The following is a 15018-nucleotide window of genomic DNA, read 5'->3' on the forward strand; positions in this document are numbered from 1 at the left end:
TGACCTACCGTCTGCGCCCGAACCCGGAGGCGAGCGGCATCCGCAGTCCCAGCGGCGGAGGCGCGGCCAGCGCGTCCTGCACCGGCCGGGACAGCGCCCGCCCGAACAGCGCTCCCATGACGAAGTCCTCGGTCAGTGCCTGTACTTCGGCCCGGTACTGGTGCAGACCGTGTCCGTCGGAGTGCACCTCGAACCGGCACACCTCCCGGTTCGCCTTCTTCGCCCGGGACGCGAGCCGGAACGACAACTCCGGGTCCGTCTGCTCGTCGTTCGTGCCGTGCACGATCAGCACCCGCCGGCCCACGAGCTGCTTCACCGGTTCGGGGGTCGCCGCCACGTCCTCCTCGGGCAGCCAAGGAGCCACCGCCACCACGGAGTTGACGGCCTCGTGCCCACCCGCGCGCAGTGCGGCCCGCGCGCCCATGTCGATGCCGACCAGGGACACGGGGACGTCGCCGTATCGCCGTACGATCTCGTCGGCGGCCCAGGTCGCGTCGTGCGCGAGATGCGCCTCGCTGCCGTTCCAGCCGCGATAGCGGTAGTGCACCAGGTGTGCCGCCAGCCCGTCCGCCTGTCCCGACCGGGCGAGCCGTCGTCCCAACGCCCGTACGGCGGAGGGGAGTCGCATCGAGGAGGGCCTGCGCAGAGAGGTCTCGTCGCCGCCCGGGAGGAGCAGCACCACCCCGCTCACCGCCGCCGGCTCCGGGCCGAGTGTCCTGCCCAGTCGGGCGCTGCGAACCGGCGTCGCTTGCTGTGCCATGACAGAACAGTGTCAGAAGCGCGGGTGGACGACACGGGGCCGGGCGGTCACCGTTACGTATCGGCGGATTCGTACAACGAGCCGTCTACGCGCGTAGGCGTTAGAGTGCCAGGATGACGAGCAAGACTGACCGGATGGGGAACCCCCCGAGCTCGGACCAGATCCGCCGGGCACCCAAGGTTCTGCTGCACGATCACCTCGACGGCGGGCTGCGCCCCGGCACGATCGTCGACCTCGCCCGGGACACCGGGTACACCGGGCTTCCCGAGACCGACGCGGACCGGCTGGGCGTCTGGTTCCGCGAAGCCGCCGACTCCGGTTCGCTGGAACGGTACTTGGAGACCTTCTCGCACACCGTGGGCGTCATGCAGACCCGTGACGCGCTGGTGCGGGTGGCCGCCGAGTGCGCCGAGGACCTCGCCGAGGACGGCGTCGTCTACGCCGAGGTGCGGTACGCCCCCGAGCAGCACCTGGAGAAGGGCCTGACCCTCGAAGAGGTCGTCGAGGCCGTCAACGAGGGCTTCCGGGAAGGGGAGCGCAGGGCCAGGGCGAACGGCCACCGCATCCGCGTCGGCGCCCTGCTCACCGCGATGCGGCACGCGGCCCGTGCCCTGGAGATCGCCGAACTCGCCAACCGTTACCGGGACCTGGGTGTCGTCGGCTTCGACATCGCGGGCGCGGAGGCCGGTTACCCGCCCACCCGCCACCTCGACGCCTTCGAGTACCTGAAGCGCGAGAACAACCACTTCACCATCCACGCCGGTGAGGCGTTCGGCCTGCCGTCCATCTGGCAGGCCCTGCAGTGGTGCGGCGCCGACCGGCTCGGGCACGGTGTGCGCATCATCGACGACATCCAGGTCCACGAGGACGGCACGGTCAAGCTCGGGCGGCTCGCCTCCTACGTCCGGGACAAGCGGATCCCGCTGGAGCTGTGCCCCAGCTCCAATCTGCAGACCGGGGCGGCCTCGTCGTACGCCGAGCACCCGATCGGACTCCTGCGGCGCCTGCACTTCCGGGCCACCGTGAACACCGACAACCGGCTGATGTCCGGCACCAGCATGAGCCGGGAATTCGAGCATCTCGTCGACGCGTTCGGCTATACGCTCGACGATCTCCAGTGGTTCTCCGTCAATGCGATGAAATCAGCGTTCATTCCTTTCGATGAAAGACTCGCGATGATCAATGACGTCATCAAGCCCGGATATGCCGAGCTGAAGTCCGAATGGCTGTTCCAGCAGACCGCTTCCACCAGCGGTTCTGTGGCCGAGGAGAGCTGACCGCGAACGTTCTCGGGTGCGAAGTGTGGGCGGGTGTTCACCATCCGTCCGCATTTCGATGTTTGCGGCGGGCGGGTCCGCGTGTTTACGGTCGTGAACCGCTGACAGCCCCGTAAAACCATTTTCGAGGACGCATTTTATGAAGCAGTCTGCTGCCAAGACCCTCGGTGTCGCCGCCCTCGGTGCCGCCTTCGCCGCCACCGGCGCGGGTGCCGCGAACGCCGCTCCGGCGGTCCCGGACGCCACTCAGGCGCTCGGCCCCGTCTCCAAGGGGCTCCCCACCGAGAACGTCACCAAGGCGCTGCCGGGTGGCGACGAGGCGCTGACGCAGGCCCAGCCCGCGCTCGCCGCGGGCCTCGCGACCGCGCAGCCCGCCATCGCGAAGGTACTCGCCGAAGGTCCGGCCGCGCCCGTTTCCGGTCTCCTCGGCGGCCTGCCGGTCGGCAAGCTCCTGCCGGCCGGCGGCAGCAGCCTGGACGGCCTGCCGATCGGCGGCTGAGGTCCGGCACCCCTCGCACACGCCGGTGGGGCGCACCCCGTGGTCTCGGGGTGCGCCCCACCGGCGTACGTGCGGAGGGGGTTCTACCAGGCGGCCTGCGCCTTCTCCTCCGAGGGGAACAGGATCCACAGCGCGATGTAGAGCAGGAACTGCGGGCCCGGCAGCAGACAGGACACCAGGAAGATCACGCGCATCGTGGTCGCGGAGGTGCCGAAGCGCCGTGCCAGCGCGGCACACACTCCGCCGATCATGCGGCCGTTGGTGGGGCGGGCGAGGCGGGACATTGCGGCTCCTTCGTGAGCGTCGGTGGTCGGGTCCGGGTGACCCTCTCCAACTGTCCTCAACGCTACGGAGACGAACGGCACAAAGCGTCGCTCTACGGTGCGATCCCGACCCTGGGAATCGTCGGGGTCCGACCCTGAGCCGGCTCCTCCTGGCGGACGGCGATGCGCCGGCGGCGCTCGGTCCCTCGGCGGAACCAGTGGCGTGCCGCCGGCACGACCGCGACATGCGCGAGGGCCACGCCGGCGGTGTTCAGGAGCAGCGAGTCGATGTCCACGACCTGGCCCGGGACGCCGGTCTGGAGGAGCGCGATGCCCAGGGAGATCAGGGCGCCCGCGGCGGACGTACGGATCAGGGAGCCGAGCGGAGAGGCCCACAGCCTGCCGTGCGCCATCGGGAGCAGGAAGCCGAGCGGGGCGAGCAGGACCAGTCCCTCGCCGATCCGGTGGGCCGCCTCCTGCCAGCCGAGAGCGAGGTCGGCGCGGATGCCGGCCAGGGGGTGGAGGTTGGCCGGGACGACCCAGGGCACGTCCAGCGGCCGCAGCGTGAACCAGGCGACGAACGCGAGGTGTGCGACCAGGAGGGCACCTCCTGCCACACGGACGCGAAGGGCGGCACTGCCGCCGACGAAGCCTTGACGCTGCACGACCCCCTAGACGCCCCGCTCGCCACGATCGGTTCCGGAACACCCCGAGGTACCTGGGTGAGGTCTGCGCCACACGTGGTCGTCAGACCCCCGTCAGCCGCCCGTCACCTCGCTCGAGGCGGGCTGCCGGCTGCCCGGCCGGGAGCGGACCTCGTCCGTGCAGTCGTAGCGGCGCGGAGGAGTGGTCGTGGGGCCGCCCAGGATGACGGCGCCGTCGCCCTCGGCCGCGGCCGAGTCGGAGAACGTGCACACCACCTGGGCGAGGGCGTAGGCGGAGAGCTCGGCGGGCGGGGTGCTCAGCCGGAGCGTGTCCTCGGGGTCCTTGGCGCGCGGCCCGCTGACGGTCATGCCGCCGCGCACATACGTCTGGTACCCGGCCTCTCGCTCGGCCGCCGACGGTGTCTCGGCGAGCTGGTCGAGGAGCCCCTGGGCGACCAGCACCCGCCGTGCGGAGTCCGCGGTCCCGTCCGGGACCCTGAGGCTCCGGTCCACGGCCACCAGTGACGACCCGCACAGCAGGAACACCTGAACGGCCAGCCCCCGCGAGGCCTGCGTCGCCGTGTCCGGCTCGGACAGCGAACACCGCACCCGCGAGGGCGCGGGACCGAAGTCGGTGGGCACCTCGGTGGAGCGGATCCCGCACCCGGCGACCAGCAGCCCGAGCAGAGGCAGTGCCAGCAGCCGGCGTACGGTCAGCCCGGCGCGCGCCGGTACGGCCCGCTCCCGGTGTCGCCTCTCGGAGCTCATCAGGCGTCCCCCTTCTTCGACGCGCAGTCGTCCTTCTTGGCCTCCAGGGGCTCCTCGGTCAGCGCCGAGACGTCCCGGGGAAGCCGCAGGGTGAAGACGGCGCCCCCGTCGGGGGAGTTCGCCGCGGTGATCTCGCCGCCGTGGATGTGGGCGTTCTCCCGGGCGATGGACAGGCCGAGGCCGCTGCCCTCGGAGCGAGGGCGGGAGGCGCTGGCCTTGTAGAAGCGGTCGAAGACGTGCGGCAGGACGTCCTCGGGGATGCCGGGGCCGTGGTCGCGGACCCCGATGACCACCTCGTCGTCCGCCGCGCGCACCGCCACCCGGACCGGGGAGCCGCCGTGCTTGAGGGCGTTGCCGATCAGGTTGGCCAGGATCACGTCGAGGCGGCGCGGGTCGAGGCGGGCGTGGATGCCGCGCTCGGCGTCCAGCTCCACCGCGTCCAGCCACGCGCGCGCGTCGATGCACGCGGTGATCTGGTCGGCCACGTCGACGTCGTCGAGGACCAGCCGGGCCGTACCCGCGTCGAAGCGGGTGACCTCCATGAGGTTCTCGACCAGGTCGTTGAGTCTGCGTGTCTCGCTGACCACCAGCCGCACGGCCGGCTCGATCATCGGGTCCACCGAGCCGGTCCCCGCCTCCAGCTCCTCCTCCAGGATCTCCGTGACGGCGGTGATCGCGGTGAGCGGCGTACGCAGTTCATGGCTCATGTCCGCCACGAAGCGCCGCGAGGCGTCGTCGCGGGCGGCCATGTCGTCGACCCGTTTCTCCAGCGCCTCGGCCGCGTGGTTGAACGTCCTCGAGAGATCGGCGAGTTCGTCGGTGCCCGACACGCTGAGCCGGGTGTCCAGCTTGCCCTCGCCGAGCCGGCGCGCGGCTACCCCGAGCCGGTGCACCGGCTTCAGTACGGTCGTCGCGGCGGCCTGCGCGAGCAGCGCGGAGCCGATCAGGGCCAGCCCGGTGGCGATACCCAGCGACCAGGCGAGGGAGTTGAGGTCCTTGGCCTCCGGCTCGAGGGACTTGAGCATGTAACCGGTCGGGCCGCCGCCGATCACCCTCGTGCCGGCGACCAGATACGGGGTGTCGTGGTCGACGGTCCGCTGCCAGTACAGGTGATAGGGGTACTTGTTGGCGGAGTCGACCTTCTGCTTCTCGTTCACCGCCTCGCGCAGCGACACGGGCACGTCCTCAAGCGTGAAGCCGTCCAGGGCGCCCGAATTGCCGTACACCGTCCTGCCGCCCGCGTCGTCGGCGACGAGCAGCACGCTGAAGCGCTGGCTGCTGCCCGCCATCTGCGCCGCCGCCTGCTGGAGTTCGTCCTGCGTGGGGTCCTCCGGCAGCGCGCCCGCGCGGTTCTGCATCTCCTGCTGGAAGTCCCGCAGCACCGCGTCCTGGGCGCGGGTGAGCACCGCCTCGCGGTTGAGCCAGTAGGCGATCCCGGACGCGGACACGGCGGCGGTCAGCGCCACCAGGCCGAAGACGACCACGAGACGCAGCCGCAGACTGGTGAAACGCAGCCTGGACCACACACCCTTGCGAGCCGCGAACCAGCCGCGGAACCCCCCTTGCGCTTCGGTCACTGAGGCGTGTCCAGCCGGTAACCCACGCCCCGCACGGTACGGATCAGTGTCGGGGACGACGGCACGTCCTCGACCTTGGCGCGCAGCCGCTGCACACAGGCGTCCACCAGGCGCGAGTCACCGAGGTAGTCGTGCTCCCAGACCAGCCGCAGCAACTGCTGCCGGGACAGGGCCTGGCCGGGCCGCCGGCTCAGCTCCAGGAGCAGCCTGAGCTCGGTGGGCGTGAGCTGGAGGTCCTCGCCGTTCTTCGTCACGGTCATGGCCGCGCGGTCGATGACCAGGGAGCCGAAGCTCGCCGCGTCGGTCGACTCGCGTTCCCCGCGGCGCAGCACGGCCCGGATCCGGGCGTCCAGCACCCGCCCCTGGATCGGCTTGACGACATAGTCGTCGGCACCGGACTCCAGTCCGACGACGATGTCGATGTCGTCGTTGCGCGCGGTCAGCAGAATGATCGGCAGCTGGTCCGTGCGCCGGATGCGCCGGCACACCTCGAACCCGTCGATGCCGGGCAGCATGACATCCAGCACGATCAGGTCCGGCCGCTGCTCACGCAGCAGCTTCAGGCCGTCCTCGCCGGTGGCAGCGGTGGCAACCCGGTGGCCCTGGCGCGTGAGGCTCAGCTCCAGGGCCGTACGGATGGCGTCGTCGTCCTCGATCAGCAACAGGGAAGGCACGGGCTCATTCTGGCCCATGGAGGGGGTGCGGTACGACCTGTGGGGACAGGCAGTCCATACGGCACCCGTCCGTGGGTCCGCTGTGCAATTCCTGAGACGGGCCCCTGTGACAGGTCTGTGACAGTCGGCGGACACGGCCATGAAGGTGCGTTGGCAGAGTTCTCGGCACGGGCAAGGCAGCACCGCCCGGCAGACCGAACACCGGAAGTCCACGACGGGGGGCGCGAGATGAGCACGCTGCACAGCAACATCACCAGCGCAGTGGTCACGCGCCTGCACGACGTGAACGGGGGCCGGGGTTCGAAGGAGTCCGGTGCCGTGAGCGGGCGGGGGTGCGCTCGCGGCACCGGGCGTCAGCACACCGCGTACATGTCGGTGGTTGACACCTTCACGGGGGAATCGCACGGGGGATCGTCGTACAGGGAGGACACGGGGGAGCGTCGTTCGCTGTCGGAGGCGGAGTTCACCGCCTATGTCCAGGAGCGCCGCGCCTCCCTGTACGCCACCGCGTACCACCTGACCGGTGACCGTTTCGAGGCCGAGGACCTGCTGCAGAGCGCGCTGTTCTCGACGTACAAGGCATGGGACCGGATCAGCGACAAGGCCGCGGTCGGGGGCTACCTCCGCCGCACCATGACGAACCTGCACATCAGCGCGTGGCGCCGCCGCAAGCTGAACGAATACCCGACCGAGGAACTGCCGGAGACGCCCGGCGACACGGACGCGATGCGCGGCACGGAACTGCGCGCGGTCCTGTGGCAGGCGCTGGCCCGGCTGCCCGAACTCCAGCGGACGATGCTGGTCCTGCGTTACTACGAGGGTCGCACCGACCCGGAGATCGCGGAGATCCTCGACATCAGTGTCGGCACGGTGAAGTCCAGCATCTGGCGGTCGCTCCGCCGGCTGCGCGAGGACGAGGTCCTCAGCTTCGGCCGTGACGAGGAGAACGCCTTCGGGGAGCTCGTCGCCTGAGGGTTGGGGGAGGAACGGGGGACCCAGGGGTACCGGCTGGGGGGCCGGTACCCGGGGGGGATCAACGGGGGTCACGGGGGACCCACGGGGACAGCGGGGAAGCACCGAGAAGCGGGACCGGAGGGCCGGGGGGTCCGTCCGGTCCCGCTTTGCTGTGTGCTCAGCGGTGGACGGCCGCTCAGGCGGCCGGAGTCGCCGCAGGCCGGTGCCCCGCCGCCGCGGCGGTCAGGCGGGTCAGGGCCTCGTCCTTGTCGCAGGGGTGGGCGCCGAGGGCGGTCTGGCGGGCGACGATCGAGCGCTCCTGGCGCATCAGCCGCCAGCCACGGCGCAGCAGGAACGGCACCGACTTGCGGCCCTCGCGCAGATCCCGCAGGAACCGGCGGCGGAACGTGCGCACCGGACCCCGGCTCAGGCACAGCGCGTCGGCCAGCACGCCGAGCTCCCGGCAGCGGGTGACGATCTCGGCGGCGAAGATGCCCTCCGCGATGAACAGCGGGGTCCGGCCCATGTCGACCGCCTCCTCGCCGGTGCGGGCGCTCAGCGAGATGTCGTAGACCGGGATCTTCGTACGGCCCGTGCGGCACAGTTCGACGATCGCCGTCACCGCGGTGTCCGCGTCCCAGGACCCGGGGTGGTCCCAGTCGATGTCGGAACTCCCCGCCACCAGCGGCAGCGTCGGATCGTCGCCCTCCTTGTAGAAGTCGTCGAGCCGGAGAACCGGAAGACCGGACCGGGCCGAGAGGAGGGACTTGCCGGAGCCGGAGGGGCCGCAGAGCAGCACGACTCGCGTCGGTATGGGCGGTTGGGAACTCACGGGACACCAGTGTGGGGCATTCACCTGCTGTTCATCGACCCCGCGGGTTGGCTTTGAAGCGTGCGTCACACCTCAACTACCCTTCGTGTCGACACGATTACCCAGTGCACGGAAAAGGTGGCAGAAAAACATGGCACGACACGCGAACCCGACAGCCCGGCGCACGCTCACCGCCCTCGCCACCGCGGGTGTCGCACTCGGCGCGGGCGCCGGGGTGGCCGCCGCGGACACCGCGCCGGTCGTCGGCATGGTGGGCGCCCGGCCGACCTCGCTGGGCACCATCGACCCGCAGGCAGGGGTGCAGTCGCTCGCCGGCTCGGTCGGCTATGTCACCGGCCCGGTCGCCGGTCTCAAGCCGAACCCGCTGGCGGGGACGGGGGTTGACCCGCTGGACAACGGGGTGGCGCTCGGCGACTCCCAGCCGATCGCTTCGCGGGCGCTGCTGGCGCCCGTCGCGCAGGCGGAGTCGATCGGGAGCGTGCCGGTGGTGGGTCAGGTGGTGGGGTTGCCGAACAACTGACCCCCGGTACGACGGCAGAGCCGCGTCTCCCCCGGACGGTGGGGAGGCGCGGCTCTGCGGTGTCGCGGGCCGTTGTCAGTACGACGAGCCCGACGCTCCCAGCGAACCCGTCGGGTGCCAGACCGTCTTCGTCTCCAGGAAGGCCGTCAGGCGGTCGATGCCCGGCGTTGCCGTCCAGTTGTCCACAGGCTGTGGACGCAGGACGCGCTTCAGGTTGTCCGCGGCCGCGATCTCCAGCTCCTTCGCGAGGACCACGTCCGCGCCTGCCAGGTCGATCGCGTTGACGTCCTGGTGGGACGCCAGGGGGGTCGCGATCTCCGCCGTACGGCCCGAGAGGACGTTGACCACGCCTCCGGGGACGTCGGAGGTGGCCAGGACCTCGCCCAGGGACAGCGCCGGGAGCGGGGACCTCTCGCTCGCCACCACGATCGCCGTGTTGCCCGTGGCGATGACCGGGGCGAGCACCGAGACCAGGCCCAGGAACGACGAGTCCTGCGGGGCCAGGACGGCCACCACGCCCGTCGGCTCGGGGGAGGACAGGTTGAAGTACGGGCCCGCCACCGGGTTGCCGCCGCCCACCACCTGGGCGATCTTGTCGGTCCAGCCCGCGTACCAGACCCAGCGGTCGATCGTCGCCTCGACCTGCTCGGCCGCCCTGGACTTGGACAGGCCCTCGGCGTCGGCCACCTCGTGGACGAACTGCGCCTTGCGGCCCTCCAGCATCTCCGCGACACGGTAGAGGACCTGGCCGCGGTTGTACGCCGTCGCGCCGGACCAGCCGCCGAACGCCTTGCGCGCGGCGACGACCGCGTCACGGGCGTCCTTGCGGCTCGCCTGCGGCGCGTTCGCCAGCCACTTGCCCTTGGAGTCGGTCACTTCGTACACCCGGCCGCTTTCGGAGCGGGGGAACTTGCCCCCGACGTACAGCTTGTAGGTCTTGAGGACGGACAAACGGTCAGACATCGAGGTACGCCTCCAGGCCGTGGCGACCGCCCTCGCGGCCGAAGCCCGACTCCTTGTAGCCGCCGAACGGCGACGTCGGGTCGAACTTGTTGAACGTGTTGGACCAGACGACCCCCGCGCGGAGCTTGTTCGCGACCGCGAGGATGCGCGAGCCCTTCTCCGTCCAGATGCCCGCCGAGAGGCCGTACTGGGTGTTGTTGGCCTTGGCGACGGCCTCGTCCGGGGTGCGGAAGGTGAGGACCGACAGCACCGGGCCGAAGATCTCGTCGCGGGCGATGGTGTGCGCCTGGGTGACGTTCGTGAAGAGCGTCGGGGCGAACCAGTAGCCGGACGAGGGGAGTTCACACTCCGGGGACCAGGGCTCGGCGCCCTCGGCCGCGCCCTTCTCGACGAGCGAGGTGATCCGCGAGAGCTGCTCGGCGGAGTTGATCGCGCCGATGTCGGTGTTCTTGTCGAGCGGGTCGCCGAGGCGGAGGGTCGACAGGCGGCGCTTGAGGGAGTCAAGCAGCTCGTCCTGGATCGACTCCTGGACGAGGAGACGGGAGCCCGCGCAGCAGACCTGGCCCTGGTTGAAGAAGATGCCGTTGACGATCCCCTCCACCGCCTGGTCGATCGGGGCGTCGTCGAAGACGATGTTGGCGCCCTTGCCGCCCAGTTCGAGCGTGACCTTCTTGCGGGTGCCGGCGACGGTCCGCGCGATCTCCTTGCCCACGGCGGTGGAGCCGGTGAAGGCCACCTTGTTGACGTCCGGGTGCGCGACGAGCGCGGCGCCCGTGTCGCCGTAGCCCGGAAGGATGTTGACGACACCCCGGGGCAGGCCCGCCTGGCGGCAGATGTCCGCGAAGAACAGGGCGGAGAGCGGGGTCGTCTCAGCGGGCTTGAGGACGACCGTGTTGCCGGTCGCCAGCGCCGGGGCGATCTTCCACGCCAGCATCAGCAGCGGGAAGTTCCAGGGGATGACCTGGCCGGCGACGCCGAGGGGCTGGGGGTTCGCTCCGAAGCCGGCGTGGTCGAGCTTGTCGGCCCAGCCCGCGTAATAGAAGAAGTGCGCGGCGACCAGGGGGAGGTCGGCGTCGCGGGTCTCCTTGATGGGCTTGCCGTTGTCCAGGGTCTCCAGAACGGCGAGCTCGCGGCTGCGCTCCTGGATGATCCGGGCGATGCGGAACAGGTACTTGGCGCGCTCGGAGCCGGGCAGCGCCGACCACTTCTCGAAGGCCTTGCGGGCGGCCTTCACCGCGCGGTCCACGTCCTCGGAACCGGCCTGGGCGACCTCGGAGAGGACCTCCTCGGTGGACGGCGAGACGGTCTTGAAGACCTTGCCGTCGGCTGCCTCCACGAACTCGCCGTCGATGAACAGGCCGTAGGAGGGGGCGATGTCGACGACCGAGCGGGACTCGGGTGCCGGTGCGTACTCGAATGCGGATGCAGATGCGGATGCAGGTGCCATGGTGATCAGTCCACCGTCACGTAGTCGGGGCCGGAGTAGCGGCCGGTGGCCAGCTTCTGACGCTGCATCAGCAGGTCGTTCAGGAGCGAGGACGCGCCGAAGCGGAACCAGTGGTTGTCCAGCCAGTCCTCGCCCGCGGTCTCGTTGACCAGTACGAGAAACTTGATGGCGTCCTTGGACGTCCTGATGCCGCCGGCCGGCTTCACGCCCACCTGGACGCCGGTCTGCGCACGGAAGTCACGCACCGCCTCCAGCATCAGCAGGGTGTTCGCCGGGGTCGCGTTCACCGCGACCTTGCCCGTGGACGTCTTGATGAAGTCCGCGCCGGCCAGCATGCCGAGCCAGCTCGCGCGGCGGATGTTGTCGTACGTCGACAGCTCGCCGGTCTCGAAGATGACCTTGAGCCGGGCGGCCGTGCCGCAGACCTCGCGCACGGCGACGATCTCGTCGTACACCTTCAGGTACCTGCCGGAGAGGAACGCCCCGCGGTCGATGACCATGTCGACCTCGTCGGCGCCCGCGGCCACGGCGTCGCGCACGTCGGCCAGCTTCACGTCGAGGGCGGCGCGGCCGGCCGGGAACGCGGTGGCCACGGAGGCGACCTTCACGCCGGAACCGGCCACGGCTTCCTTCGCCACGGGCACCATGTCGGGATAGACGCAGACCGCGGCCGTGGCCGGGGTCGTCCGGTCGGTCGGGTCGGGGCGGACCGCCTTGGCGCCGAGCGCCCGGACCTTGCCCGGGGTGTCCGCGCCTTCCAGCGTCGTCAGGTCGACCATCGAGATGGCGAGGTCGATGGCGTACGCCTTGGCGGTCGTCTTGATGGAACGGGTACCGAGCGAGGCGGCACGCGCCTCCAGGCCGACCGCGTCCACGCCGGGCAGCCCGTGAAGGAACCGGCGCAGCGTGCTGTCGGACGCGGTCACGTCCGTGAGCGGGTGTGCGGCTGATGCAGTGGTGGGCATGGTCACCAGACGAGCATATCTACGCGCGTAGCGGCTGTACACCCCGGAGAGCTGGTTCTGATGGCACCCGCACACCGACACCGACCCGGGCGGCGCTTAGGATCGGCCTCATGACGACCGCACCCCCCGAGTCCAGGGACCGCATCTACCGCTCACCCATGGCACTGATCGGCGGCTCCCTCCTCCTCGTCATCATCGGCTGGCTCGGCATCGACGCCGTCGTCTCCGGCACCGGACGCACCCCCTGGCTGGCCCTCGCCACCCTGATCCTCGTCGTCCCGCTGGTGGTCGCCTTCACGCTGCGCCCGGCCGTCTTCGCGAACCACGACCGGCTGCGGATCCGCAACCCCTTCCGCTTGATCGTCGTGCCGTGGGGCGAGGTCGAGACGCTCCGCTCCGGCTACTCGAACGAGGTGTTCGTCACGTCCGGCGCGAAGTACCAGCTGTGGGCGATCCCGGTCTCCCTGCGCGGTCGCAAGAAGGCGGCACGGCAGACGGCCCAGCAGAGTGCCCGGCAGTCGTCGGGACGCGGCGCCGGCAGGGGCCTCGGCCTGTTCGGCGGCGGAATGCAGCCGGACGGCTTCGGCGGTCGTACGCCCGTCCCGGAGGGGCCCACCCGGGCCGAGACCGACAAGATCATCGACGAACTGCGCGAGATGCAGGAGGCCCGGGGGAAGGCGCAGACCTCCCAGGGCGAGGTGACCGTGCGGTGGGCGTACGAGATCGTGGGGCCGGCGGTGGCCGGGGCGGTGCTTCTGGCGATCCTGGTGGCGGTGGGGTGACGGGTTTCGGGGTCAGCCCCGCGCCCCTGAGCGCTGCTACGGGAGGTCTGTCCATCGGCCCGGGTCAGGTGCGGGCGAGCGGGAGCGGGAACGGGAGCAGGAGCAAGAACGGGTGAGGGGCGGCCCGGACGGGGGCCGCCCCTCGGCTTTGGTGCCGGTTCGCTCCGTCGGCTTTGGTGCCGGTTCGCTCCGACAGGTTCAGATGCCCGCCGCTGCCGACAGGTCCTGCTCGATGGTGGTCAGGAGGGCGGTCGCTTTGGTACGGGCCGTCGGGAGGTCGGCGTGGGTGGCTACCGGGACGACCACTTCCAGGTAGCACTTCAGCTTCGGCTCGGTGCCGCTCGGGCGGACGACGACCCGGGCGCCGGTGAGGGTGTAGCGCAGGCCGTCGGTGGGCGGGAGCCTGTCCGTGCCCTGCGTCAGGTCCTCGGCCCTCGTGATGGGCAGCCCCGCGAGCTCGGTCGGCGGGTGCTCGCGCAGCCGCTCCATCGCCCGGGCGATGACCGACAGATCCTCCACGCGGACCGCGAGCTGGTCCGTGGCGTGCAGACCGTGTTCCACGGCGAGGTCGTCGAGGAGGTCGAGGAGCGTGCGGTTCTGTTCCTTCAGCTCGGAGGCGAGCTCCGTGATGAGGAGGGCCGCGGTGATGCCGTCCTTGTCCCGTACGCCCTCGGGGTCCACGCAGTAGCCGAGGGCCTCTTCGTAGCCGTAGCGCAGGCCCTCCACCCGGGCGATCCACTTGAAGCCCGTGAGGGTCTCCTCGTAGGGAAGGCCCGCCTTCTCGGCGATCCGGCCGAGGAGTGAGGAGGAGACGATCGACTCCGCGAAGGTGCCGCGCGCTCCGCGGGTCACGAGGTGGGCGGCGAGAAGGGCGCCCACCTCGTCGCCGCTGAGCATGCGCCAGGTGCCGTCCCGCTCGACGGCGACCGCGCAGCGGTCCGCGTCGGGGTCGTTCGCGATGATCAGGTCGGGGTTCGTCTCCCGGGCCTTCGCGAAGGCCAGGTCCATCGCGCCGGGCTCTTCCGGGTTGGGGAAGGCGACGGTCGGGAAGTCGGGGTCGGGGTCGGCCTGTTCGGCGACGAGTTCCGGGGCGGGGAAGCCGGCGCGGTCGAAGGCGGCGAGCAGAGTGTCCTTGCCGACGCCGTGCATCGCGGTGTAGACGGTGCGGGCGGTGCGGGGGGAGTTCTCGGCGAGCACGGCGTCCGTGCGGGCCAGGTAGGCGTTCAGGACGGCGTCGTCGAGGGTCTGCCAGCCGGTGTCCGGGCGGGGGACGTCGTGCAGGCTCGCGATCGCCGCGATCTCGGCGGCGATGTCCGCGTCGGCGGGCGGGACGATCTGGGAGCCGTCGCCGAGGTAGACCTTGTAGCCGTTGTCGCGGGGCGGGTTGTGGCTGGCGGTGACCTCCACGCCTGCCACCGCGCCGAGGTGCCTTATGGCGAAGGCCAGGACGGGGGTGGGGAGGGGGCGGGGGAGGAGCGCCGCCTTCAGGCCTGCGCCGGTCATCACGGCCGCGGTGTCCTGTGCGAAGTCTTCCGATTTGTGGCGGGCGTCGTAGCCGATGACCACGAGGCCGTCGGTGCCGCCGTGCTTCTTGAGGTACGCGGCGAGGCCGGCGGCGGCTCGGATGACGACCGTGCGGTTCATGCGCATCGGACCTGCGCCGAGTTCGCCGCGCAGGCCGGCGGTGCCGAACTGGAGGGTGCCGCTGAAGCGTGCGGTGAGCTCGGTGACGTCGGCGGCGTCGGCGGCGTCGAGGAGCTTGGCGAGCTCTTCGCGGGTGTCCGGGTCGGGGTCCTCGGCGAGCCAGGTCCTGGCGCGGGCGATGAGGTCGTCGTGCACGGTGGCGTCAGCCTCTCGTTGTCGTTGCGTGCGGGTTGGTGGGGGCGGGCGTTTTGCGCAGTTCCCCGCGCCCCTGAATGCCTGCGGCGCAGCCGCGTCCCCGGTGGGCGCGTGTGTAGCGCGTGCGGGTGTGTTGGGGGTCGGGGCCGGGGGGGGGGGGGGGGGGGGGGGGGGGGGGGGGGGGGGGGGGGGGGGGGGGGGGGGGGGGGGGGGGGGGCGCGCGGGCGGGGGCGCGCGCCCCCCCCCCCCCCCCC

General features: G+C 71.2%; 16 protein-coding genes. 5 read left to right on the plus strand and 11 right to left on the minus strand.

The window, feature by feature from the left end:
* Window positions 1-4: 4 nt before the first annotated feature.
* The gene (locus ACIBJB_RS37960) at window positions 5-760 is read right to left on the minus strand and encodes an alpha/beta hydrolase (protein ID WP_398937792.1); all 756 of its coding nucleotides are present in this window, start codon (window positions 758-760) and stop codon (window positions 5-7) included.
* 113 nt (window positions 761-873) lie between these two features.
* Between ACIBJB_RS37960 and ACIBJB_RS37965 the strand changes: the two genes are divergently transcribed.
* Together ACIBJB_RS37965 and ACIBJB_RS37970 are read left to right on the plus strand one after the other, a co-directional pair.
* On the plus strand, window positions 874-2037 hold the full coding sequence (locus tag ACIBJB_RS37965; RefSeq protein ID WP_398937794.1) for an adenosine deaminase: 1164 nt from the start codon (window positions 874-876) through the stop codon (window positions 2035-2037).
* Between the two features lie 139 nt (window positions 2038-2176).
* Window positions 2177-2536: an ATP-binding protein gene (locus ACIBJB_RS37970; protein ID WP_398937796.1), complete on the plus strand. Its 360-nt coding sequence runs from the start codon at window positions 2177-2179 to the stop codon at window positions 2534-2536.
* Between the two features lie 83 nt (window positions 2537-2619).
* On the opposite strand, the gene ACIBJB_RS37975 is transcribed toward ACIBJB_RS37970, so the two are convergent.
* The 5 genes from ACIBJB_RS37975 to afsQ1 form a co-directional block, all read right to left on the minus strand.
* Window positions 2620-2820 (minus strand): PspC domain-containing protein, encoded by a 201-nt coding sequence (locus ACIBJB_RS37975; protein WP_037718826.1) that lies wholly within the window; start codon window positions 2818-2820, stop codon window positions 2620-2622.
* Between the two features lie 92 nt (window positions 2821-2912).
* Window positions 2913-3464, minus strand: a complete 552-nt coding sequence (locus ACIBJB_RS37980; RefSeq protein ID WP_398937798.1) for a VanZ family protein — start codon at window positions 3462-3464, stop codon at window positions 2913-2915.
* 93 nt (window positions 3465-3557) lie between these two features.
* On the minus strand, window positions 3558-4211 hold the full coding sequence (locus ACIBJB_RS37985) for a hypothetical protein (protein WP_398937800.1): 654 nt from the start codon (window positions 4209-4211) through the stop codon (window positions 3558-3560).
* Window positions 4211-5788: an ATP-binding protein gene (locus ACIBJB_RS37990; RefSeq protein ID WP_398937802.1), complete on the minus strand. Its 1578-nt coding sequence runs from the start codon at window positions 5786-5788 to the stop codon at window positions 4211-4213. Before ACIBJB_RS37990 ends, ACIBJB_RS37985 begins: the two co-directional genes overlap by 1 nt.
* The gene (afsQ1, locus tag ACIBJB_RS37995; protein WP_037718821.1) at window positions 5785-6462 is read right to left on the minus strand and encodes a two-component system response regulator AfsQ1; all 678 of its coding nucleotides are present in this window, start codon (window positions 6460-6462) and stop codon (window positions 5785-5787) included. The genes ACIBJB_RS37990 and afsQ1 overlap by 4 nt, the downstream gene beginning before the upstream one ends.
* 228 nt (window positions 6463-6690) lie before the next feature.
* Between afsQ1 and ACIBJB_RS38000 the strand changes: the two genes are divergently transcribed.
* Window positions 6691-7434, plus strand: coding sequence for a SigE family RNA polymerase sigma factor (locus ACIBJB_RS38000; RefSeq protein WP_398937804.1), 744 nt, complete (start codon window positions 6691-6693; stop codon window positions 7432-7434).
* Window positions 7435-7612: 178 nt separating this feature from the next.
* Here the strand turns inward: ACIBJB_RS38000 and ACIBJB_RS38005 are convergent, their stop codons facing one another.
* Window positions 7613-8317, minus strand: a complete 705-nt coding sequence (locus tag ACIBJB_RS38005) for a uridine kinase (RefSeq protein ID WP_398937806.1) — start codon at window positions 8315-8317, stop codon at window positions 7613-7615.
* A 61-nt stretch (window positions 8318-8378) separates the two neighbouring features.
* Here ACIBJB_RS38005 and ACIBJB_RS38010 point away from each other — a divergent pair, with 61 nt between their 5' ends.
* Window positions 8379-8768: a hypothetical protein gene (locus ACIBJB_RS38010; protein WP_398937808.1), complete on the plus strand. Its 390-nt coding sequence runs from the start codon at window positions 8379-8381 to the stop codon at window positions 8766-8768.
* A gap of 75 nt (window positions 8769-8843) precedes the next feature.
* Here the strand turns inward: ACIBJB_RS38010 and ACIBJB_RS38015 are convergent, their stop codons facing one another.
* The 3 genes from ACIBJB_RS38015 to deoC are packed head-to-tail and all read right to left on the minus strand — an operon-like array spanning window position 8844 to window position 12143.
* Window positions 8844-9731 (minus strand): aldehyde dehydrogenase family protein, encoded by an 888-nt coding sequence (locus ACIBJB_RS38015; RefSeq protein ID WP_398937810.1) that lies wholly within the window; start codon window positions 9729-9731, stop codon window positions 8844-8846.
* Window positions 9724-11178: an aldehyde dehydrogenase family protein gene (locus ACIBJB_RS38020; protein ID WP_398937812.1), complete on the minus strand. Its 1455-nt coding sequence runs from the start codon at window positions 11176-11178 to the stop codon at window positions 9724-9726. Before ACIBJB_RS38020 ends, ACIBJB_RS38015 begins: the two co-directional genes overlap by 8 nt.
* Before the next feature lie 5 nt (window positions 11179-11183).
* Window positions 11184-12143 carry a deoxyribose-phosphate aldolase gene (deoC, locus tag ACIBJB_RS38025; RefSeq protein ID WP_398937851.1) on the minus strand — a complete coding sequence of 320 codons (960 nt, stop codon included), beginning with the start codon at window positions 12141-12143 and terminating at the stop codon, window positions 11184-11186.
* Window positions 12144-12253: 110 nt separating this feature from the next.
* Here deoC and ACIBJB_RS38030 point away from each other — a divergent pair, with 110 nt between their 5' ends.
* On the plus strand, window positions 12254-12925 hold the full coding sequence (locus ACIBJB_RS38030) for a PH domain-containing protein (RefSeq protein ID WP_398937814.1): 672 nt from the start codon (window positions 12254-12256) through the stop codon (window positions 12923-12925).
* Between the two features lie 198 nt (window positions 12926-13123).
* Here the strand turns inward: ACIBJB_RS38030 and ACIBJB_RS38035 are convergent, their stop codons facing one another.
* Window positions 13124-14764, minus strand: coding sequence for a phospho-sugar mutase (locus tag ACIBJB_RS38035; protein WP_398937816.1), 1641 nt, complete (start codon window positions 14762-14764; stop codon window positions 13124-13126).
* Between the last annotated feature and the right edge of the window lie 254 nt (window positions 14765-15018).

The organism is Streptomyces sp. NPDC050759 (assembly GCF_044456945.1).
In the GTDB taxonomy this organism is placed as follows: Bacteria; Actinomycetota; Actinomycetes; order Streptomycetales; family Streptomycetaceae; genus Streptomyces.